The following is a 20,835-nucleotide window of genomic DNA, read 5'->3' on the forward strand; positions in this document are numbered from 1 at the left end:
CGCGTTCAGTTCCCGGCCTTGGCGGTGCCTGCACCCTGCGCGCGCTGTGGCCGCATCGTCGCGGGCGAACCGGCGGGCACCGGGCGAACCGTCTGCCCCGGCTGCGCGCGGCCCAGCCCTTCGACGATCACACGGTCGCCCGCGCGGACGCCGCCGGTGACCAGCCATTTGTCGCCCACCGTCTGCTCGGCGCGCACGTTGCGGCGCACCGCCTTGTTGTCGGGGCCGACGATCAGCACCGTCGCATTGCCGCGCGGGTCGCGCGAGATGCCCGCCTGCGGCACCAGGATCGCGCGGCGTGCGGTCGCCTGGCTGAAGCGCGCGCGGACATACATGCCCGGCAGCAGCAGTCCTTGGGGATTGGGGAAGCGCGCGCGCAGCGTGACCGCGCCCGTCTCGGGATCGACCATCGCCTCGGCGAACTGCAGCGTCCCGACCTGGCCGTAATCGCTGCCGTCCTCGAGCCGCAGCCGCACCTCGGCGGTCGAGGGAATGGTGTTGTCGGTCGCCAGCGCGCGGCGCAGCGCCAGCAGGTCGGCGCTCGATTGCTGGATATCGATGAAGATCGGATCGAGCCGCTGGATCATCGTCAGCGCCTCGGCCTGGTTGGCGGTCACCAGCGCGCCGGTGGTCGCCAGGCTGCGGCCGATCCGACCGGTGATCGGTGCGGGCACGTTGGTGAAGCGAAGGTTGATCCGCGCGGTTTCGAGCAAGGCGCGCTGCTGCTGGACCGACGCTGCCGCCTGGCGCGCCGCCGCCTGCGCGTCGGTATATTCCTGCTTCGACACCGCCTCGATCTCGGCAAGCGGACGAAAGCGGTCGGCGCGCGCCGATTGCGCGGTCAGATTGGCCTGCGCGTTGGCAAGGTTCGCCTCGGCCTCGGCCACTGCGGCGCGATAGATGCTGGGATCGACCTGGTACAGCGTCTGCCCCTGGCGGACGATGCTGCCCTCGGTGAACAATCGCGCCTTGATGACCCCCGACACCTGCGGCCGGACATCAGACGTCTCGAACGCCGCGGCGCGGCCCGCGAGTTCGGTGGTCAGCGGGACCTGCTCTGCCTGCAGCGTCACCACACCGACTTCGGGGGTGCCGCCCTTGCCCTTCGCCTTGCCGGCGGCTTCGTCTTCTCCGCCCCCGCCGCACGCGGCAAGCAGGCAGAGCACCGGGGCGAGGCACGCGATTTTACGATGCAACAGCAGGCCTCGCACGAACGAAGGGAAAGTGATTGCTCCGTCCCAATGGTCCAGGGATGGAGCCGCGATAACCGGGCCAGTAACTAATTACCTTACGCGAACGTTCCCGATTAGGGCCTTTTCATCCTTTTTGGTGCGCTGCGCAATACGGGCCGAGGGAAGAAACCCCGATTGCCGTAGCTGCCGGGCCCGGTCGGGCCGGGGTTCGGGGCTCCTATGCCGCGCTGGCTTCGGCGATCAGATCGCGTGCGGCGTCGTTCGACCAGTCCATGCTGCCCGTCATCCGCCACACTTCCTTGCCCGCCGCATCGTACAGGATCGTCGTCGGCAAATTGGCGCCTAGCCCGACCGAGAAGCGCAGATCGGGGTCGGTCCACGGCTCGAGCGCCTTGAAGCCCGCCTTCTCGAAATAGGGCACCACCTTGGCCGGCCCGTCGAGGTCCTGGCTGATCGTCAGCACCTTCAGCGCATCGCCCTCGCGCTGCGCCAGCGCATCGAGCGTCGGCATTTCCTTCACGCACGGCGCGCACCAGGTCGCCCAAAGGTTCAGCAACACCGGCTTGCCAGCGAACGCCGCCAGCGTCGTCTTGACGCCCTTGGCATCGGCAAAGGCGAAATCGGGCGCGGCTTCGCCCTTGTGGCTGCGGTCGAGCATGCCGATCGCGTTCTCGGCACCCGGGGCTGCGGGGGAAGGCGCGGCGGCGACGGTGTTGGCGGGGGCAACGCTGTTGGCTTGCTCCGCTCCCCCGTCTTGCCTATCGCAGCCGCCTGCAAGCAGGCCGAGCCCGAGGAGAAGCGTGATAGCTGGACGCACGGACAGTTCCAATCAGATGTGGGGCGGGCGCTTCGCTGAAGGCCCGTCGGCGGTGATGCGTGAGATTAACGCATCGATCCCGTTCGACAAGCGAATGTGGCGCCAGGACATCGCCGCGTCGAAGGCGCACGCCGCGATGCTCGGCGCGCAGGGCATCGTCGCCGCCGACGATGTGGCAGCGATCCTCGCTGGACTCGATCAAGTCGCCGCCGATTACCAGCGCGACGGCCCCGCCGACGATCTGGCGCTCGAAGACATCCATATGCAGACCGAAGCGCGGCTGACCGACAAGATCGGCGCCGCCGCAGGCCGCCTTCACACCGCGCGCAGCCGCAACGACCAGGTCGCGACCGATTTCCGGCTATGGGTGCGCGACGCGATCGACCAAGTGCTCGGCGCGCTCGATGCAATGCAGGACGCGCTGCTCGCCCGCGCCGAACAGCATGCCGGCGACGTGATGCCGGGCTTCACCCATCTGCAATCGGCGCAGCCGGTGACGCTCGGCCATCATCTGATGGCGTATCACGCGATGATCGCGCGTGACGCCAGCCGCTTCGCCGATGCGCGCGCGCGGATGAACCGTTGCCCCTTGGGTGCCGCGGCTCTGGCCGGCACCGGCTTCCCGATCGACCGCAATGCCACCGCCGCCGCGCTCGGCTTCGACGGCCCGACCGCCAATTCGCTCGATTCGGTCAGCGACCGCGACTTCGCGATCGATTATCTCGCCAGCGCCGCGCAATGCGCGCTCCACCTCAGCCGGCTCGCCGAGGAATTCGTGCTCTGGGCGTCGCAGCCCTTCGGCTTCGTCGCGCTGTCGGATCAATGGTCGACCGGCAGCTCGATCATGCCGCAGAAGCGCAATCCCGACGCGGCCGAACTGGTGCGCGGCCATTCAGGCCGGATCCTGGGCTGCCAGATGGCGCTGATGGTGACGATGAAGGGGCTGCCGCTCGCCTATTCGAAGGACATGCAGGACGACAAGCCGCCGGTGTTCGAGGCGCACGACCTGCTCGGCCTGTCGATCGCGGCGATGACCGGGATGATCGAAAGCGCGACCTTCCGCGCCGATCGGATGCGCGCGGTCGCCGACGCAGGCTTCGCCACCGCCACCGATCTCGCCGACTGGCTGGTGCGCGAGGCGGGGCTGCCCTTCCGCGAGGCGCACCACGTCACCGGCCGCGCGGTCGCGCGCGCCGAAGCGCTCGGCTGCAAGCTCGAAGCGATGCCGCTCGCCGAACTCACCGCGATCGACCAGCGGATCGACGCGCGGGTGTTCGACGTGCTCAGCATCGATGCCTCGGTCGCCAGCCGCCGCAGCTTCGGCGGCACCGCGCCGGATCGCGTGCGCGAAGCCATTGCCGCAGGCCGGGCGTTGCGCGAGAAGCGGGCATGATCCGCTTCCTCCTGATTCCCGTCGCGTTGCTCGCGCTGTCGGCCTGCGGCTCGCGCGGGCGGCTGGAACCCGCGCCGGGCAAGACGCTGCCCGTCGCGCCCTATGGCGCGCAACAAGCGCCCAATGCCGATGAATTGCTGACCTCGACCTCGCAGCAGCGCCCGGTGCGCAGCGACGAACTCCTCACCACCTCCGAAGAGCGTCCCAACGACCCCTTCGCTTTGCCGCCGCGCTGAACCGATGGACCATTTTTCGCACAAAGACGGCGTGCTTCACGTCGAGGACGTCAGCGTGGAGGCGATCGCCGAGGCGGTCGGCACCCCGGTGTACATCTATTCGCGCGCCACGCTCGAACGCCATGCGCAGGTGTTCCGCCAAGCGGTCGCCCCCGCGGGGCGGACGCATGTCGCCTACGCGGTAAAGGCAAACCCCAACCTGGCGGTGCTCAAGGTCCTCGCCGGGCAGGGCTATGGCGCCGACGTCGTCTCGGGCGGCGAGATGGCGCGCGCGCTCGCGGCAGGCATGGCGCCCGGCGACATCGTATTCTCGGGCGTCGGCAAGACCCGCGACGAGCTGACCGCCGGGCTCGATGCCGGGATCGGCCAGTTCAACCTCGAGCTCGAGGAAGAAGGCCGCGTCCTCGGCGCACTTGCCGCCGCCCGCGGCCAGCGCGCGCCCGCGACGCTGCGGGTCAATCCCGATGTCGACGCCGGAACGCACGCCAAGATCTCGACCGGGCGCGCCGAGAACAAGTTCGGCGTCGCGATCGATCAGGCGCCGGCGATGTTCGACCGGCTGGCGAAGGAACCCGGCCTCAACCTGCGCGGCGTCGCGGTGCATATCGGCAGCCAGCTCGCCGATCTCGCCCCGCTCGAACGTGCGTTCGAGCGCGTCGGGCAGCTGGTGGCCGAGCTTCGCGCCGCGGGGCATGCGATCAGCCATGTCGATCTCGGCGGCGGCCTCGGCGTACCCTATCGCCCCGGCGAGACGCTGCCCGAACCCGCGGCGTTCGGCGCGATGGTCGCGCGCGTGACCGCGGGCTGGGACGTCACCTTGATGTTCGAGCCCGGCCGCGTGATCGCGGGCAATGCCGGGGTGCTGCTGACCCGCGTCGTGTGGGTGAAGCCGTCGAGCGGCCACCCTTATGTCATCGTCGACGCCGCGATGAACGACCTGGCGCGCCCCGCGCTGTACGACGCCTATCACGATTTTGTCGCGGTGCGCCCGACTGGGCAGCGGCTGACCGCCAACATCGCCGGCCCGGTCTGCGAAAGCGGCGACACCTTCGCGATGGGCCGCGAGATCGACGCGATGGCGAGCGGCGACCTTGCGGTATTCCGCACCGCCGGCGCCTATGGCGCGACGATGGCAAGCACCTACAATAGCCGCGCCAAGGTGCCCGAAGTGCTGGTCGACGGTGCGCGGTTCGCGGTGGTGTCCGAGCGCGTTACCCCGCAGGCGATCCTGGCGGCGGAAACGATCCCGGAGTGGCTGTAGCGCGCCCTCGCCCCGTTCGTGCTGAGCTTGTCGAAGCACCGTTCTTCTCCTTCGACCGCCAGCAAAGGAAGAACGGCATTTCGACAGGCTCAATGCGAACGGGACAATAGGATCATGCGCGAAACCGGCCTCCCGATCATCGTCCGCCTCGACGGCAAACCCGTGATCCTGGTCGGCGAGGGCGAGGCCGCCGACGCCAAGCGCCGCCTGCTCGAACGCGCGGGCGCCATTCCCGTGCCCGAAAGCGACCCCGCCCGCCTCGCGATCGTCGCGCTCGAAGACGGTGACGAAGCCGCGCGCATCGCCGCCGCGCTCAAGGCAGCGGGCAAGCTGGTCAACGTCGTCGACCGCCCCGAGCTCTGCGACTTCACGCTCCCCGCGATCGTCGATCGCTCGCCGGTGCTGATCGCGGTCGCGACCGGCGGCGCCTCGGCGGGGCTCGCGGCAGCACTCCGCCAGCGGCTCGAAGGATTGCTCCCCCAAGCGCTCGGCCCGCTAGCGACCGCGCTCGCCGCTGCGCGCGGCGCGATGCGCGAGCGTTTCCCCGACGGTCGCGCCCGCCGCAACGCGATCTCCGACGCGCTGGGCGAGGGCGGGGCGCTCGACCCCTTCGGCCGGATCGATGCCGGCAGCGTCGACCGCTGGCTGGCCAACGAACAGGGCGCGCGTCTGCCGCGGCTGGTGCGGATCGACCTGGTCTCGGCCGAACCCGACGCGCTCACGCTGCGCGCGGCGCGGATGCTGGCGCAGGCCGACCGCGTCTATCACCGCCCGGGCGTGCCGCCTGCGATCCTCGACCGCGCCCGCGCCGACGCGATCCGCATCGCCTGCGCCGCGCCGCCCGCCGATCCGGGCGAAGGCCTGTCGGTCGATCTGGCGATGCGCGGGCGCTAAGCCTGCCCACACTCCGTTCGTTTCGAGCGAAGTCGAGAAACCGAAGCCGGACGGTTGGTGGCCGTTTCTCGACTACGCTCGAAACGAACGGGATCGGGCAATCTAACGCCGCAAAAACGTATCGATCTGCTGCATCATCACCCCAAGCTGCGGATCGGCATCGCCCAGCGGATCGCCCGGCGCCGACGAATTGATCGCCACCCCCATCGGCGTCGGCCAGCCGCGCAGCGCGTGGATGATCGTGCGCAGCGTCTGTAGCGTCGAGACTGCCGCCTGCCAGCCCGCCGCCACCGCGACGATCCCGACCGGCATCGAATCGAGATAGACGCGCGAATCGCCGCGCAGCAGCTCGATATGGTCGAGCGCGTTCTTCACCAACCCCGACAGCGATCCGTGATAGCCCGGCGATCCGATCACCAGCGCATCGGCGGTGCGCACCACCTCGAGGAAACGGACGATCGCGTCGTTGGCCAGCGCCTGGTCGGGATCGAAATTGGGGAAGTCGATCGCCGCGCCGGTCAGCAAGGTCGTGCGCGCGCCGCCGCGCTCGGCATGCGCTAGCGCTGCGGAAAGTGCGCGGCTGGTACCCGATTCGGCGCGGAGCGTGCCGCCGATGGCGACGATATGGAACGGCTGCATCGCCCACCCGCTACCGCATGCGGCGCGCCGACGCCATGCCGACGTTCAACTCGTGGGTCACCCCGCGCGCAGGCTGCGCCACGCGGCGGCGATTTCGGCAAGATCGCTTGCCGCCGCGCGAAACGGAGCGGGGTCGTCGCCGATGCTGGCGTTGACCACCTGCTGGCGCACCCCGCGATACAGCGTCGCCAGCGTCCGCGCGACGTCGCCGCCGCGCTTGAAATCGAGCCCGTTTTCGAGCGCGAACAGGATCGCGGTCGCGCGCGTCACCCGCTCGCCCTTCAGCTTGAAGTCGCAGCGCTCGGTCGCCCAGGCGGCGGTGCCCAGCGCGCGCACCAGTTCCTCGTACAGCAGTTCGACCAGCTGGTGCGGGTTGGCGCCGCCGGTCCGGCTGGCCAGCTCGATCGTGCGATAGGTCGCGGCGGGATCGCCGGCAAAGGCGGTGGCATAGCGTGTCATCGCATCAATCCTGGCTGTTCCAGGCGTCGATCTGCTGGGTCAGGAAATCCTGCTGCGATTTATACGCGGCGACCTTGGCGTCCATGCTCGCGAACTGCTGCGTCATCCGCGTGCGCAGCTGTTCGCTCGCCTCGGCGATGTCGAGCCGCTGGTCGGCAAGCTCGCCTTGCTGCGCGGTGTAGCGCGCCTCGCTGGCGCCGAGCCCGGTCGTCCGGCTGGTCGCCGCGGTCGCGACCGCCGACAGCGCGGCGGGCAGGCCGCTGCCGCTGGCGAACATTGCCTCGATCGCCCCCGGGTCGCTCGCCATCGCGCGCGCCAGCACCGCGGCATCGACCTGCAGGCTGCCGTCGCGCTGGGTGCCGACGCCGATCTGCGCCAGCGTGCTCGGCGAACCCGCCGCCCCCCCGGTCGTCAGCGGCGCGGTGACCAGCTGGCGAAGCGAGCGCTGGAGCGCCGATGCAGCACTGTCCGACCGCAGCGCGCCCCCCATCGGGTCGGTCGCGGTGCGCAGGATATTCTGCAGTTCGTTGAAGGTCGCGACGAAATCCTCGACCGCCTGCGTCAGCCCCGCGGCCGGCGCCTGCGTGCCGAGCCGCACGCTCGTCCCGGGCTTGGCCGACACCAGGTCGAGCCGCACGCCTTCGATAATGTTGCTGATCGAATTGCTCGCGCGGCGCAGCGTCACCCCGTCGACCGCGACGATCGCGTCCTGTGCGGCGGTGCCGATCGTGGTCCCGGTCTTGCCGACGCCGACGTCGAGCGCGGCCAGCTCTGGGGTGTCGGCGGTCAGCGTGAACGCCTGGCTGTCGCCGGTCGCGCCCTTCAGGATCAGCCGCGATCCCGCCGCGTCACTCAAAATGCTCGCGGTGATGCCCGCCCCCTTGGCGTTGATCGCCGCGGCGATGCCGTCGAGGCTCGAATTGGCGGCATCGATCGCGATGTCGATCGCCGCGCCGGGGCCGGCGGTGAAGCCCGTCATCGCGCCGTCGACCACCGTCGCGCTGCCGAAGGTCAGCGTCAGCGTGCCGGTGCCGATCGCCGCGGTGCGGTCGGCGCGCGGCGCGCTGTTCGATGCCTGAGCCAAGGCGATCTGGCGCACTTCGATCGTCGCGTCGATCGCCCCCGGGGTCGCGCCCGACAAGGTCGATGCCTTCAGCACGCTCGAATCCGAACTGGTCGGCTGGGTCGACAGCGACCCGTTGCGCGCCAGCGCCGCCAGCGCCGAGGAAAACCCCGAGATCGCGTTCTTGAGGTCGGCAGCCGCCGAGATCTGCGCCGCCAGCGCGGTGTCGCGCCGATCGAGCGTCGCGGTCTTGTTGGCGAATTGTGCATCGACCAGCCCGCCGACCAGCGCGCCGATATCGATCCCCGATCCGGTGCCGAGCGTATTCGCAATCGATTCGATGGCCATCGCGCAAATCTTTCCCGGCTATTGTCTTGCTGAGGATCGACCGCGCGCGCGCTTTCTTAAGTCGTTTGCGGCGAAGCGTTGCCGTTTTCGTCGAAGCGCGCGCCCGGCGGCACCATCACCGGCGGCTGGATGCCGCCTGCCTGCACGTTCACCCCGAAGACGAAGGCGAGGACGGTCGCGATCGCCAGATACAGATCGTCGCGCACCTCCTGCCCCTCGCGGCTGGTATAATAGACCGCGCGCGCCAGCGTCGGATATTCGAGCACCGGCACCGCCATGTCGCCCGCCAGCTCGCGGATCGCCAGCGCGGTCGCGCCGCGCCCCTTGGCCACCACCACCGGCACCTGGTCGCGTCCCTGTTCGTAGCGCAGCGCGACCGCGAAATGGGTGGGGTTGGTCAGCACCACATGCGCCTCGCCCATCGCCTTGCGGAAGCCGCGCTTGGCCATCTCGCGCTGGCGCTGGCGCTGCGCCCCCTTGGCCTCGGGTGAGCCTTCGCTCTCCTTGTGCTCGTCCTTCAATTCCTGCTTGCTCATTTTCAGCTTCTGCATCCGGCGGAAGGCGGCGATCGGCAGGTCGACGCCCGCGATCGCGACCAGCCCCGCCGACATCCACAGCAACAGCAGTGTCAGCTGTTCGCCGAGCCCGCCCAGCGCATGCTGCAGGTCCGACGAGACATAGCCGAGCGTCGATTCGGCGGTGCCCTTGAGCAGCCACCAGCCGATGCTGCCGAGCAGGACGACCTTGAGCAGCGACTTGCCGAGCTCGATCCACCCCTGCGCGCCGAAGATCCGCTTGAGCCCCGCGCCCGGGTTGATCCGCGATCCCTTGGGCGCGAGCAATTTGCCGTTGAAGGCGATCGAGCCGAGCCCCGCTTGGCTGAGGATCGACGCGACGAAGGTGAGCGCCAGCAGCCCGCCGACACTGGGGGCCAGCGTCCACAGCGCTTCGCCGATCGGGCGGAAGGGCTGGAAATCCTCGACATCGGCGCGCCCGAAGCGAAACCCCGCCGCCATCACTTCGCGGCACGCCCCCAGCACCGCCGGCCCCAGCAGCACCAGCCAACTACACCCCAGCAGCACGACGATCGCGGTGCCGAACTCGCGCGATTTCAGGATATCGCCGTCGTCGACCGCCTTCTGCTTGCGCTTCTGGGTCGGTGCTTCGGTCTTTTCGCCGCCATTCTCCGCCATCAGCCGAGCACCAGCGTGCGCGCGGCCTCGAGCGCTTCATGAATGATCACCAGCATGTAATCGCCCATCGCGGGCATCGCGACGAACAGCGCGATGACGCCTGCGAGCAGGCTGGCGGGCAACCCGACCGCGAACAGGTTGAGCGACGGCGACGAGCGCGAGAGCATGCCGACGATCAGGTTGAGGCACAGCAACAGGAACCCCACCGGCAACGCCAGCAGGAACCCGGCAAGGAACGCATAGCCGCCGAAGAACGCGATGTTGCGCAGCGCCGCGACGCTGAGCCACGCGGCGCCCGGCGGCAGCACCTCGTAGCTGCGCACCACCAGCTCGACCAGCACCAGGTGCCCGTCGACTGCCAGGAACAGCAACGTCAGCAGGATCGACAGGAAATTGCCGAGCGCCGGGGTCGAGGTGCCCGATTGCGGATTAATCGCCGCGGCAAAGCCGATCCCCATCGACGTACCGATGACCTCGCTCGCCAGCAACGGCGCGGCGAACGCGATCTGCAGGATGAAGCCAAGCGCCAGCCCGACCAGCGCCTCGGCGGCGATCGACAGGAAGGTCTCGAACGCAAAGACCTGCTCGGGCGCGATGATCGCGTTGCTGTTCATCGCCAGGATGCCGATCGCGCCTGCCAGCGTGATCCGAACCGTGACCGGCACCGAAACCGCGCTGAACACCGGCGCCGCAATGAATGCGGCCCCCACGCGCACCATCGTGAAGATGAGCGTCCAAAGCGCGGGTTCGATCGAGAGGCCGAAGCCTAGCATGTGCCGCCCGCGGGCGGGCTCTCCTGCGATCCGTTCGTTTCGAGCGAAGTCGAGAAACGCGAACCCAGCGCTCGGCTGCAGTTTCTCGACTTCGCTCGAAACGAACGGGAACGGATAGGCCTGAACTCGCCCCTCACCGCACCAAATCCGGAATCCGCTCGAAGATGCTGATCGTGAAATCACCGATCAGCGTCAGGATCATCCCCCCAAAGATCACCAGGCTGATCGCCACGACGATCAACTTGGGCACGAACGACAGCGTCTGTTCCTGGATCGACGTCGCCGCCTGGATCATCCCCAGGATCAACCCCGACAGCAACGCCGGCAACAGGATCGGCGCCGACGCCAGCGCAAGGATCCACATCGCCTGCCGCGCGACGGTGAGAAAATAATCGGCGTCCATTACGCCATCGCTCCGTTCGTCCTGAGCTTGTCGAAGGACCGTACTTCTTGCCCAGCCGAGAAGAAAAGACAGTGCTTCGACAAGCTCAGCACGAACGGGGAAGGGATGTAGCCCACCCCCCTCAACTCACGAAGCTATTGGCAAGCGATCCCATCGTCAGCGCCCAGCCATCGACCAGCACGAACAACAGCAGCTTGAACGGCAGCGAGATGATCGTCGGCGACAGCATCATCATGCCAAGGCTCATCAGCACCGTCGCCACCACCAGATCGATGATGATGAAGGGCAGGAAGATGAGAAAGCCGATCTGGAACGCGGTTTTGAGCTCGCTGGTCACGAAGGCGGGCAGCAGCACCGAAAAGGGCACGTCCTGCGGCGTCGCATAGGGGCCGGTCTTGGCGATGTCCGAGAACATCGTGATGTCCTTCTTGCGCGTTTGCTTGAGCATGAAGGCGTGGAGCGACTGCCCCCCCACCTCGATCATCTGCGTCGCGCCCATCTGGCCCGCGGCATAGGGCTGGATCGCCTGGGTGTTTATCTGGCTGATCGTCGGCGCCATGATGAAGAAGCTCAGGAACAGGCTCAGCCCGATCAGCACCTGGTTGGGCGGGGTCTGTTGCAGCCCCAGCGCCTGACGCAGCACCGACAGCACGATGATGATCCGCGTGAAGCTGGTCATCATCAGCAGGATGCCGGGCAGCACCGACAACAGCCCCATGATGATGAGGACCTGCAACGACAGCGCCAGCGGCGCCTCGCCGTTTCCGCCGAGGTCGCCCAGCGCCCGGTCGATCGCGTCGCCGGCATTGGGGACGGGGGCGGCGGGCGGGGCGACGGTCTGCGCGATTGCGGGATCGGCGAGGAGGAGGGCGACCAAAACGGCTGCCGCAAGCACCGCCAATGTTCGGACCACCACCCCAACCCCGTTCGCACTGAGCTTGTCGAAGTGCCGCTCTTCTCCCCTGGTGAAGAAGGAAAAACAGTGCTTCGACAGGCTCAGCACGAGCGGGGATAAGGCAGCAATGCCAGTCACGAAGCCCATCACGCGTCAGACTTGTCGAGCAGCGAAACCCCGCCGCGACCTACAGAAACCAACAGCCGCCGACCCTCGAAATCGATCACCGCCAGCTTCAGCCCCGGCGAGAGCATCATCGTCTCGCGCACCTTCAGCAGCCGGTCGCCCTGGTTGCCCGGCAGCCGCGATTCGAGCCGCCGCCACAGGAACAGGCACCCGATCAGCAGCCCGCAAACCAACGGCAGCAGCACCAGCAGCTTGAGGATATAGGACCACATCATCTCAGCGGACGCGCTTCTCGGGGCTCACCAGTTCGGTCATCCGCACGCCGAAGCGTTCGCCCACCGTCACCACTTCGCCGCGGCCGATCAGCGTGCCGTTGACGAACACGTCGAGCAATTCGTTCGACTGGCGATCGAGCTCGATCACGCTCGATTCGCCCAGCGCCAGCAATTCGCGCAGCGTCAGGTTGGTCGAGCCGATCTCGACGGTCAGCTTCACGTCGACGTCCTGCAGCAGCCGGAAATTGGCGGCGACCGCGGAGTCGACCGGGAATGCGCCGGTCATGTCGTTCATGAATAATCCTCTTCATCGAGTCGTTCGATCGAATGCAGGCAGATCGCGGCATGGCCGTTGGCCGATCCGACGATTCCGGTGCCCAGGCGATGCGTGCCGATCATCACCGGCACATGCTGGCCGAAGCTGATCGGGATGACGTCGCCTTCCTTGAGTTCGAGCAGCCGGCCGAGCGAGATGGTGGGCTCGGCGAGCACCGACCGGACGGGAAAGGTCACCGCCATCGCCGCGCGCGTCAGCCCGGTGCGCCAATGCGGCTCGGGCTCGGCGGTGCGGCCATGGACCTTGGCGTTGAGCGAGGGGCCGATCGGCTTGAGCGCCGCGACCGGATAGACCAGGTCGACGAACACTGGCTTGTCGTTGCCCGCAGCGATGCCGAAACGGGTGACGATCATCGCATCGTCGTCGTCGAGGTTGGCGAGCATCGAACAACTCGTCTCGGGATGGCCCGGTGCGAACGACAGCCGCGCCACCGGCTCCCACGCCGCGGCAAGCGGCTCGGCGATCATCGTACCAATCCGCTGCACCATCGCCTCGGCGGCAGGGGATAATTCGCTCGGCATCGGATGCGGCGCTTCGCCGGTCCCGCCGAAGAACAGGTCGAGCAGCTCGAGCGAGAATTTGGCGTCGATCGCCATCAGCGCCTGGCCCGGATTGGCCTGCGACGGCGTCTGCATCGCCAGCGGTAGCCAGACGGTCATGCCCTTGGGCCGTTCGGCGCAATAGCTGCCGAACCGCTCGACCGACAACGGCTCGACCCAGGTGCGCACCGCGCGGCGCAGCACCGGCTCGAACACGCCGCGCATGCTGCGCGCCATCCGCGCCGAGAGGTGCTGGAGCGTGTGCAGGTCGCCGAACGGATTCAGGTTCGCGATCCCCAGCGACGCGGCATGTGCCGCGTCGTGCCGGGGGCGTTCGCGTCGATCGAACGCCGCTGTTCCTGCTGAGCCGTTAACCATGTCTCACTGAACAACGAAATTGGTAAAGTAGACGTTACCGATGCCGCCAAATCCCTCTTTTTCCTTCAAAGTGTCGTTGATGGCCTTCACCAGCCGCTTCTGCAGCTGGCGCTTGCCTTCGGTGCTGAAGACCTGCTCCTCATCGGTTTCGCCGAGCGCCATCAGGATCGCCGATCGGACCGCGATCTCGTGCGTCTTGAGCCCTTCGATGACGCTGTCGTCATACGGGGTCGAAACCGCGACGCCGATCTGGACGAAGTGGACGCTGCCGAGCAGGTTCGAGGTGAACTCCTTCTCGAGCGCGTAATAGTTCGACGCATAGCTGTCGCCGCCCTCGCCCTTGGTTGGCGCATCGCCGCTCGCTTCGGCTTCGCCTTCCTCGCCTTCCTTCTTCGCGGCGCGCTTTTCTTCCTCCTTGGGGACCAGCCGCGGTCCTTCGGCCTTGGCCTCGCCGCCGCGGAGCATCCCCGACGAGCTGGCATACAGCCCCGCGCCGACCCCGCCGCCGACCAGCGCCACCAATGCGACGCCGATGCCGATCCATTTTCCTATTCCGCCCTTCTTCTTGGGCGCGTCGTCCTTCTTATCGCTCATGTTTCAATTTCCCCGTTCATGCGATTCGTTCGTCGGCGTCGGCGTCGGCGGCGTCGCCGCCCCCGGCGCTGCGATTGGATTGCGCGCGCTGCTGTTCAGGCGACGCGCGCTGCTGTCCCTGTTGGCTGGTCCCGGCATCGGGCTGGCCAAGCTTCAACCCGCGTGCGTCGGCCATTTCAGCCAGCCGCGGCGCGGCTTCGGCCAGCAACGCGCGCGCGGCAGGGGTGTCGGCGGTCAGCTGGAGCTGCACCCCCTCGGCGGTCTCGCGGATCGTCACCTCGACCGCGCCCAGCGCATCGGGCGTCAGCCGGATCCGCGTCTCGCGCGCGCCCGCGGTGTCGCGCAGCGTCTCGATCCGATCGATCATCGCGTCGATCCATGCCGGATCATTGGTCGCGACCGGGGCGGGGGCCGAAGGCGCGTCGATCGCGGCGGTACGATCGATCGGCGGCGCGGCGGCCACAGGTGCCAGATCGATCGAGCGGAGGTCGAGCTCGGGTGCTTCGGTTGGCGGCGCCCGGGGAGCCGCGTCGGCGAACGCGACGTTGATCCGCGCGCGCAGCGCCTGCGTGGTATCGACGCTGTCGATGGCGGGTGTCGGCGTCGATGCCACTTCGTCGATCGGCTCGCGAAGCACGGGCGAGCGCCAGCCGATCGACAGCGCGGCCACCGCCATGGACTGCGGGGCCGGGAAAGGCGCTGAAAGGGTTGCTGCGCTCTCGGCAATCGCGCGAGCAGCGGAACGATCGACCACCGGCGACGGGCTCGCCGTGATCGTCTCCGGCGCCAGCATCGCGGGCTCCTGATCGCCATTGGTAGTTGACCGAACGCTCAGTCCTTCGCCGACCTGCGGCGCCGCAAGCGGTGAGGTCGTTGCCGGCTGCTCCGCGATTGTCGGCGCTGCGACTTCGGCACCAACCGGATGACGGTTGGGCGTTTCGCCTGCGGGCGCATCCAGCGTGCCTTCCAGCAGTGAGCGGTTCGGCGCTGTGAACACAGGTGCCTCCAGCGGGTCGGGCTGCGCGAGCGCTGCCTGCACGATATGGTGCTGCGTTGTAGCTGGCGCGACACGATCGGCGGTTGGCGCAGTCGGCGATCGCCGGTCGCCTGCGATAACCGGCACGCGTACCGGCGGAGCGGTAAGCGCTGGCGCAGCGTGATCCGCTCGCACCGCTATCGAGGCTGGTGTCGACGTTTTCGGGTGATCGAGCACCGCTTCGGGCAACGACGGCGGTAAACTTCCTACCCCTTCCACGGGGGCCGCGACGGCCGACAGCGCCATCGGCGGCAGCACATTGGTATCGGTCAACGGCGCGGCAGTCGGAACGTCGGGCGCCATCTGGTCTGGCTTGGTGATAACGGTGGGCGGGATCGCCTCTCCTGCGACCAAAGCAGGTGAAGCCAGCGACACTGGTACGCTGGTCGAAACGGCTGCCGCCTTCTCCTGCGTTTCGGGCTCTGGAGCGGGGTGCCGCGCTGGCTGACGTTTCGCCGCGGGGCGTTCGACGATCGGCATCGCGTTGGGCATCTGCCCCGCAACCATCGATGCTGGCGCCGGCTCGGTCGGTACCGGTTCATCGAGCGGTGCTTGCGGCGGGGTGGTCGGTGCAATCGTTTCGGCGATCGGCAATTCCGTCGCGACCACCGCAGCCACCACTGCCACCGGCAGGGTTTTGCCGGCAGCGGCAAGCGGCGGCAGGGGTTGCACTGCGATCGGTGCCGGACCCGCGGTCACACCCGCGAGCGCGTCGGCGAACACCAGCCCATCGCGCGGCGGCGCTTGCGTGACACCCGCACGCGCCGGCGCGGGCGACAACAGGGTCGCCATCGGGTTCGAAGTTGGAAGGTTGGTCGTCGGCTGCATCGCTATCGCGATCAGCAAGGATCGTGCCGTTTGCGCGGGGCGCTTGGCGGCAGCGTCTCGAGCGCGCGCAGCGCCTTGAGCGCGGCGTGCACCTCGGCGCGGTCGATCAGTTTTTCAACCGCATTCTGGTCGCGGCGCGCCTCGCGGCTGGCGTCGCGCGCCTGACCCAGGCTGTCCTGCGCGACGGTGACGCGGCGCTCGGCGGCGAACGCCGATTGGTGCAGCCGGTCGCGATATTGCGCCCCCGCGATCAGCGACAACGCCGCAGCGGGCGCAGGCGAGGGGGCGGGGGCCACCTCGGCGGCCAGCTGCGTGATCCGGTCGCGAAGCGCGGTTTCGCTCGCCACCTTCTCCGCCGCGCGCGCTTCGTCGGCGCGCACCAGCCCCAATTGCAGCGTACGCACGCGAAGCAAGCGTTCGAGCTTCTTCGCCGATCGCTCAGCCATCGGCGAACACGCCGGTCAGCTCTTCGATCGCGGCGTCGAGCGACACGATCGAATCGGCGTCCTGGCGGATATATTCGAGCACCGCGCCATGCGCCGCGATCGCCGCGTCGATCGCTGGATCGGCCCCCGCGCGATAGGCGCCCATCAGCACCAGATCGCGATTTTCCTCATAGGTCGCCAGATGCCGCCGCAGCACGCGCGCGGCATGGACGTGGCGCTTGGCCGCAATATCGGTCATCACCCGGCTGACCGAGGGACCGACATCGATCGCAGGATATACACCGCGTTCGGCAAGCGCACGGCTCAGCACGATATGCCCGTCGAGGATCGAGCGCGCCGAATCGACGACCGGATCGTTGCCGTCGTCGCCATCGGCGAGCACGGTATAGATCGCGGTGATCGACCCGCCCGAATGGACGCAGGTGCCAGCGCGCTCGATCAGGCTGGGTAGCATCGCGATCGCGCTGGGCGGATAGCCGCGTGCCGAAGCCGGCTCGCCCAGCGCCAGCCCGATCTCGCGCCCGGCATGCGCCACGCGGGTGAGCGAATCCATGATCAGCAGCACCCGCTTGCCCTCGTCGCGGAATGCCTCGGCGATCGCGGTGGCGCGCAGCGCACCGCGGATGCGCAGGACGGGCGAGTGGTTGGCGGGGACCGCCACCACCACCGAACGCTGGCGCGCGGCGCCGTGAATCTTGGTCTCGAGGAAGTCCGAGACTTCGCGGCTGCGCTCGCCGATCAGCCCGATGACGACGACGTCGGCCTGCGCCGCGCGCACGATCATGCCGAGCAGCACCGATTTGCCGACCCCCGATCCCGCCATGATGCCGACGCGCTGGCCCTGGCCGATCGTCAGCAGCCCGTTGATCGCGCGCACCCCGACATCCATCGGCTCGCGCACCCGGCCGCGATCGAGCGGGCTCTGCAGCTTGCCCCCCAGCGGCCAGTGGTCGGCACCGCGAATCGGGCCGAGCCCGTCGATCGGCTTGCCCGCGCCGTCGATGACGCGCCCGAGCAGCGCGGGACCGACCTCGGCCTCGCCCGGCGGGCCGATCGGGCGGACCGGCGCATTGGGCAGCAGCGGTGCGGGGCCGCCTAGGTTCATCAGCAGCGTGCGCCCGTTGCGAAAACCGATCACCTCGGCCTCGACCGCGCCCTTGCCGCTGCCCACCGCACACACCGTCCCCACCGGCAGCGACAGCCCCACCGCCTCCATCAGCAACCCGTCGAACGACGCGAGCCGCCCCGACACGCGCGGCTTGGCCACGAACATCGGCGCGGCGAGCCGCTCGAGATAGTCGTCGGCGAAGGTGTTCAGCATTTGTGGCTCAGCATTGCGCGGGCAGCGGTACGCGGTCGATCGCGGCGGTGAGCTGCTCGATCCATTGTTCGGGGCCGTCCTCGACGATCGTCGATGCCGATTCGATCACGAAGCTGCCGCGTGCGATCCCCGGATCGCCGCACGCGAACACCGACGCGGGCAACCGGCCTTCGACCAGCCGGACATCGTCGGGATGCATCCGCACCAGCGACGATTCGGCGGCATCGGCGAGCAGGTCGACCGCCGCGTCGATCCGCCCCGCAAGCCGTTCGGGCGACACTCCGATCTCGCCTACCAGCCGGGTGACGAGATGCAGCACCGTCTGGCGCAATTGCTGCGCGAAGCGCTCGCGATCGAAATGCGCGGCATCGGCAAGCCCGCGGCCGAGCGCATCGACCAGCGCACGATCACGCGCGGCGGTCACCTCGATCTCGGCGCGCGCCGCGGCCAGCCCCTCGGCATAGCCCTGGTCGTGCGCCACCGCGATCGGATCGACGAAGGGCTGCGGCGCCGGCGCCGCCATCGGCTGTTCGATCTCGGGATCGAACATGTCCCAGCCCTGCGTCGGCTTGGCGCTGCGATCGGCGGGTTCGAAATGGCGCGGCTGCTTGGGCGCGGCCTTTTGCGCGACCCGCGCACCCGGATCGACCGGTGCAAATCCTTCGGGCGGCGCGAAGGCGCGGCGCAGCGCCTCGCCCGCCTGCGCATGACGGCTGGCGAAGCCGGCGGTGAACTCAGACATAATCGTCCTCGCCCCCGCCCATCATGATCGTGCCATCCTTGCCCAGTTGGCGCGCGATCGCGATGATCGCCTTTTGCGCATCGAGCACTTCGGACAATCGCATCGGTCCGCGCGCCTCCATCTCGTCGCGGATGCCGTCGGCGGCACGCGCCGACATGCAGCCGAGGAAGCGGTTGCGCGCCGGTTCGTCGACACCTTTCAGCGAGCGCACCAGCAGGTCGGTGTCGACGTTGCGGATGAGGATTCCCAGATTCTTGTCGTCGAGGTCGAGCAGATTGTCGAAGACGAACATCGCCTCCTCGATCGCGCGCGCGGTCTCGCGATCGATCTTGGCGATCTTGGGCATGACGCGCGTTTCGGTGGTCTTGCGCCCGCTCGACAGGATCTTGGCGGCGTCCTTGGTGCCGCCCAGTTGCAGGCCTGCGCTCGAGGAGGATTGCCCGATCCGCGACGACAGCGCCGATTTGAGCGTTTCGATCGCCTCGGGGGTGATCGGCCCCAGCCGCGCGACGCGGTGGAGGATCTGCGGCTGAATCGCCTCGGGCAGCAATTCGAGCACCTGTGCCGCGACGCTGGGATCAAGATTGGCGATCAGCACCGCGGCGATTTGCGGATGCTCGGTTTCGATCAGCGCGGCGATCTCGCCGGCATCGAGCCAGTCGAGCAGGTCGATCGCGCAGGCCGCCTCGGGCGGGGTGATCCGCGCCAGCACGCTGTCGGCCTTGTCCTGCCCAAGCGCGCGATTCATCATGCCCTCGATCCGCGGCCGCGGGTCGAAGCCGATCGCGGTGCGCTCACGCGCATGGTTGATGAAATCGTCGAGCACATGCTCGACTTCGATCTCGCTGACATCGGCGACCGCAAACATCGCCTTGCCCAGCTGGCGAACTTCCTCGGGATCGAGCTTCTGCAGGATCGCGGCGGCTTCCTCCTCGCCCACCAGCATCATCAGCACCGCGGCGCGCTCGACGCCGCTATAGTGGCGAACCGCGGTCTCGATCACGACGCGTCGGCCTTGATCATGTCGCGTACCGCCAATGCAGCGCGCGCCGGATTGTCGCGGGTGAAGCCGCGGACCATGCCGACGCGATCGTCATAGCCGCGCGCATTCTGCAGCATGTCGATGCTCACCGGCGCGCGCTCGGTCGGCTGCTCGGGCGCGGCCTCGCCGTCGGCACCGGGCAGCGGCAGCGCGGCGCGATCGGTCGCGGTAACCTCCTCGCGCTTCTTGCCCATCGATTTGACCAGCGGGCGGACGCCGACGAACAGCACCAGCAGCGCGATGATCAACGCAGTCGCGTTGCGCGCCACCATCGGCACCCAGGCGGCGTCGTACCATGCAGGTTGCTCGGCATCGGTGACCGCAGGCGAGAAGGCGCGGCTCACCACCGTCACCTGATCCGCGCGCTGCGCATTATAGCCCACCGCGGCGCGGACCAGATCGGTGATCTGGCGGATTTCGGCGGGGGTGCGCGCCTTGCCCTCGGGATCGCGCAACAGCACCGCGACCGACAGCCGCTTGATCCCGCCGGGCGCGGTGCGGGTGACCGACACTTCCTTGCCCAGGTCATAGGTGCGCGCGAACTCCTCGCTCGCCTTGGCGGGCGCGGTGGTCACCGCGGCGCCGGGCTGGGTCGCGGGATCATTGGGGTTGGTCAGCGACGCCGCAGCGGGCGGGGTGTTCGATAGGGCACCGGGGATCCCGCCGGGGGCGCCGGGGGTGCCGTTCGGCCCGACCCAATTGCCCTGTTCGGCGCGGATCACGCCTTCCTTGTCATAGCGTTCGCGCGTTGCCTGCGCTTCGTCGAGGTCGACATCGGCCTGAACTTCCGCGCTGAAATTGCCCGCGCCCACCAATGGCGTCAGCAGTTTGTTGAGCTGGAGGCGGAACTTGTCTTCGACGCGGCGCTGATAGTCGATCCGCGCATCGCCGACGCTGGTGCCGCGCTCGTCATCGTCGCGGCTGAGCAATGCGCCCATCTGGTCGACGATCGTCACGCTGTCGGGCTTCATGCCCCCCACCGACGAGGCGACGAGGTTGACGATCGAGCGGACCTGCGCGTCCGACAGCGTGCGACCGGGTTCGAGCCGGACGATCACCGAAGCCGAAGGCTGCGCATTGTCGCGCACGAACACCGAGGATTCGGGCATCGCCAGATGGACCCGCGCATCGGCCACCGCGTCGATCTCGCCGATCGACCGCGCCAGCTCGCTCTCGCGCGCCTGGCGCAGCCGTTCGCCCTCGACCGCGCGGCTGACCCCCATCGGCAGTTCGTCGAGGATCGCATAGCCGCCCGGCGCCGCCTTGGGCAGGTCCTGCCCCGCCAGCAGCATCCGCGCCTTGTGATAATCGTCCTCGCCCACCGTCAGCGCGCCCGACTGGTCGAAGCGCGTCGGGATGCTCGCCGCGGCGAGCGCGTCGCTCACCGCCGATTTATCGTTGTCGGCGAGCTGGGTGAACAGCACCCGCTGCGGCGGCGTCGCCAGCATCAGCCAGGCCAGCGCCGCCGAGGCGATCAACCCGATCATCAGCACCAGCGGCAGCGCTTTCCTGACCGCGGGTTGCGCGAAGAAGCCCTTGGCTTGGGCGAGCGGCGCGGCGAGCCGCGCGGGGGCGAGCGGGGTGAGGGCGTTTTCCATCTGCGA

At 68.5% G+C, this 20,835-nt stretch carries 23 protein-coding genes; 4 read left to right on the forward strand and 19 right to left on the reverse strand.

What is annotated here, in order from left to right; all coding sequences use genetic code 11:
• Positions 1-5: 5 nt before the first annotated feature.
• Together OKW76_RS12590 and OKW76_RS12595 are read right to left on the reverse strand one after the other, a co-directional pair.
• A complete protein-coding gene (locus OKW76_RS12590; protein WP_416221866.1) occupies positions 6-1,199 on the reverse strand; it encodes an efflux RND transporter periplasmic adaptor subunit in 1,194 nt (397 codons plus the stop codon).
• A 211-nt stretch (positions 1,200-1,410) separates the two neighbouring features.
• On the reverse strand, positions 1,411-1,851 hold the full coding sequence (locus OKW76_RS12595) for a TlpA disulfide reductase family protein (protein ID WP_322740091.1): 441 nt from the start codon (positions 1,849-1,851) through the stop codon (positions 1,411-1,413).
• Positions 1,852-2,026: 175 nt separating this feature from the next.
• Between OKW76_RS12595 and argH the strand changes: the two genes are divergently transcribed.
• From argH to OKW76_RS12615, 4 genes are all read left to right on the forward strand, one after another.
• Positions 2,027-3,403, forward strand: coding sequence for an argininosuccinate lyase (gene argH / locus OKW76_RS12600; RefSeq protein ID WP_265549219.1), 1,377 nt, complete (start codon positions 2,027-2,029; stop codon positions 3,401-3,403).
• The gene (locus OKW76_RS12605; RefSeq protein WP_265549220.1) at positions 3,400-3,639 is read left to right on the forward strand and encodes a hypothetical protein; all 240 of its coding nucleotides are present in this window, start codon (positions 3,400-3,402) and stop codon (positions 3,637-3,639) included. The genes argH and OKW76_RS12605 overlap by 4 nt, the downstream gene beginning before the upstream one ends.
• A gap of 4 nt (positions 3,640-3,643) precedes the next feature.
• A complete protein-coding gene (gene lysA / locus OKW76_RS12610; RefSeq protein WP_265549221.1) occupies positions 3,644-4,900 on the forward strand; it encodes a diaminopimelate decarboxylase in 1,257 nt (418 codons plus the stop codon).
• Positions 4,901-5,014: 114 nt separating this feature from the next.
• A complete protein-coding gene (locus OKW76_RS12615) occupies positions 5,015-5,794 on the forward strand; it encodes an NAD(P)-dependent oxidoreductase (RefSeq protein WP_265549222.1) in 780 nt (259 codons plus the stop codon).
• 102 nt (positions 5,795-5,896) lie between these two features.
• Here the strand turns inward: OKW76_RS12615 and OKW76_RS12620 are convergent, their stop codons facing one another.
• The 17 genes from OKW76_RS12620 to fliF form a co-directional block, all read right to left on the reverse strand.
• Complete coding sequence (locus OKW76_RS12620) at positions 5,897-6,433, reverse strand: NADPH-dependent FMN reductase (protein ID WP_265549223.1); 537 nt, start codon at positions 6,431-6,433, stop codon at positions 5,897-5,899.
• A gap of 57 nt (positions 6,434-6,490) precedes the next feature.
• A complete protein-coding gene (locus OKW76_RS12625) occupies positions 6,491-6,892 on the reverse strand; it encodes a flagellar protein FliS (RefSeq protein ID WP_265549224.1) in 402 nt (133 codons plus the stop codon).
• 4 nt (positions 6,893-6,896) lie between these two features.
• On the reverse strand, positions 6,897-8,303 hold the full coding sequence (fliD, locus tag OKW76_RS12630) for a flagellar filament capping protein FliD (protein WP_265549225.1): 1,407 nt from the start codon (positions 8,301-8,303) through the stop codon (positions 6,897-6,899).
• A 56-nt stretch (positions 8,304-8,359) separates the two neighbouring features.
• Positions 8,360-9,496: an EscU/YscU/HrcU family type III secretion system export apparatus switch protein gene (locus OKW76_RS12635; protein WP_265549226.1), complete on the reverse strand. Its 1,137-nt coding sequence runs from the start codon at positions 9,494-9,496 to the stop codon at positions 8,360-8,362.
• Positions 9,496-10,269, reverse strand: a complete 774-nt coding sequence (gene fliR / locus OKW76_RS12640) for a flagellar biosynthetic protein FliR (protein WP_265549227.1) — start codon at positions 10,267-10,269, stop codon at positions 9,496-9,498. The genes OKW76_RS12635 and fliR overlap by 1 nt, the downstream gene beginning before the upstream one ends.
• A 133-nt stretch (positions 10,270-10,402) precedes the next feature.
• A complete protein-coding gene (gene fliQ, locus OKW76_RS12645) occupies positions 10,403-10,672 on the reverse strand; it encodes a flagellar biosynthesis protein FliQ (RefSeq protein ID WP_033921840.1) in 270 nt (89 codons plus the stop codon).
• 121 nt (positions 10,673-10,793) lie between these two features.
• Positions 10,794-11,585, reverse strand: coding sequence for a flagellar type III secretion system pore protein FliP (fliP, locus tag OKW76_RS12650; RefSeq protein ID WP_416221817.1), 792 nt, complete (start codon positions 11,583-11,585; stop codon positions 10,794-10,796).
• A 128-nt stretch (positions 11,586-11,713) separates the two neighbouring features.
• Positions 11,714-11,968 carry a flagellar biosynthetic protein FliO gene (locus OKW76_RS12655; protein ID WP_256506055.1) on the reverse strand — a complete coding sequence of 85 codons (255 nt, stop codon included), beginning with the start codon at positions 11,966-11,968 and terminating at the stop codon, positions 11,714-11,716.
• A gap of 1 nt (position 11,969) precedes the next feature.
• The gene (gene fliN / locus OKW76_RS12660; RefSeq protein WP_033921843.1) at positions 11,970-12,263 is read right to left on the reverse strand and encodes a flagellar motor switch protein FliN; all 294 of its coding nucleotides are present in this window, start codon (positions 12,261-12,263) and stop codon (positions 11,970-11,972) included.
• A complete protein-coding gene (locus tag OKW76_RS12665) occupies positions 12,260-13,222 on the reverse strand; it encodes a flagellar motor switch protein FliM (RefSeq protein ID WP_265549229.1) in 963 nt (320 codons plus the stop codon). The genes fliN and OKW76_RS12665 overlap by 4 nt, the downstream gene beginning before the upstream one ends.
• Positions 13,223-13,225: 3 nt before the next feature.
• A complete protein-coding gene (locus tag OKW76_RS12670; protein WP_265549230.1) occupies positions 13,226-13,816 on the reverse strand; it encodes a flagellar basal body-associated FliL family protein in 591 nt (196 codons plus the stop codon).
• A 16-nt stretch (positions 13,817-13,832) separates the two neighbouring features.
• Positions 13,833-15,644: a flagellar hook-length control protein FliK gene (locus OKW76_RS12675; RefSeq protein ID WP_265549231.1), complete on the reverse strand. Its 1,812-nt coding sequence runs from the start codon at positions 15,642-15,644 to the stop codon at positions 13,833-13,835.
• 47 nt (positions 15,645-15,691) lie between these two features.
• Positions 15,692-16,126 (reverse strand): hypothetical protein, encoded by a 435-nt coding sequence (locus OKW76_RS12680; protein ID WP_265549232.1) that lies wholly within the window; start codon positions 16,124-16,126, stop codon positions 15,692-15,694.
• Positions 16,119-17,447 carry a FliI/YscN family ATPase gene (locus OKW76_RS12685; RefSeq protein ID WP_265549233.1) on the reverse strand — a complete coding sequence of 443 codons (1,329 nt, stop codon included), beginning with the start codon at positions 17,445-17,447 and terminating at the stop codon, positions 16,119-16,121. The genes OKW76_RS12680 and OKW76_RS12685 overlap by 8 nt, the downstream gene beginning before the upstream one ends.
• A 7-nt stretch (positions 17,448-17,454) precedes the next feature.
• Entirely contained in the window at positions 17,455-18,189 is a 735-nt protein-coding gene (locus OKW76_RS12690; protein WP_265549234.1) for a FliH/SctL family protein, read from the reverse strand.
• Positions 18,182-19,189 carry a flagellar motor switch protein FliG gene (gene fliG / locus OKW76_RS12695; RefSeq protein ID WP_265552968.1) on the reverse strand — a complete coding sequence of 336 codons (1,008 nt, stop codon included), beginning with the start codon at positions 19,187-19,189 and terminating at the stop codon, positions 18,182-18,184. Before fliG ends, OKW76_RS12690 begins: the two co-directional genes overlap by 8 nt.
• Entirely contained in the window at positions 19,189-20,829 is a 1,641-nt protein-coding gene (fliF, locus tag OKW76_RS12700; RefSeq protein ID WP_265549235.1) for a flagellar basal-body MS-ring/collar protein FliF, read from the reverse strand. Before fliF ends, fliG begins: the two co-directional genes overlap by 1 nt.
• Between the last annotated feature and the right edge of the window lie 6 nt (positions 20,830-20,835).

The sequence above is a fragment of the Sphingomonas sp. S1-29 genome (assembly GCF_026167545.1).
Lineage (GTDB): Bacteria > Pseudomonadota > Alphaproteobacteria > Sphingomonadales > Sphingomonadaceae > Sphingomonas.